Consider the following 265-nt stretch of genomic DNA (forward strand, 5'->3'; position numbering starts at 1 on the left):
CGCCGCGCCCCCCGGCCGCGGGCCGGGTCGGGGGGGGGCCGGGGGGGGGGGGGGGGGGGGCCCGGGGGCGCGGGGGGGGGGGGGGGGGGGGGGGGGCCGGCTGGCGAGTGGGGTGGGGGTCAGCGGTTCGACGGGGGCGGCTGCTGTTCGTCGTCCGCGGCCGGGGCCGGTGGGCCGTCCGTCGCCGGTGGTACGGGATCGGGTGCGCCGGCGGCCGGCGGCTCGCCCGCCCCCGCCGCCGCGCCCCCCTCGGCCACCCCCCCCC

Annotated in this window: 1 protein-coding gene; it reads left to right on the forward strand. The window is 89.4% G+C overall.

Annotated elements, in window-relative coordinates; translation table 11 throughout:
- Positions 1-265: hypothetical protein (locus AAHZ94_RS35390; RefSeq protein WP_349997723.1), on the forward strand; the 265-nt coding region annotated here is incomplete at both ends.

It is taken from the genome of Streptomyces sp. HSW2009, assembly GCF_040240285.1.
Lineage (GTDB): Bacteria > Actinomycetota > Actinomycetes > Streptomycetales > Streptomycetaceae > Streptomyces.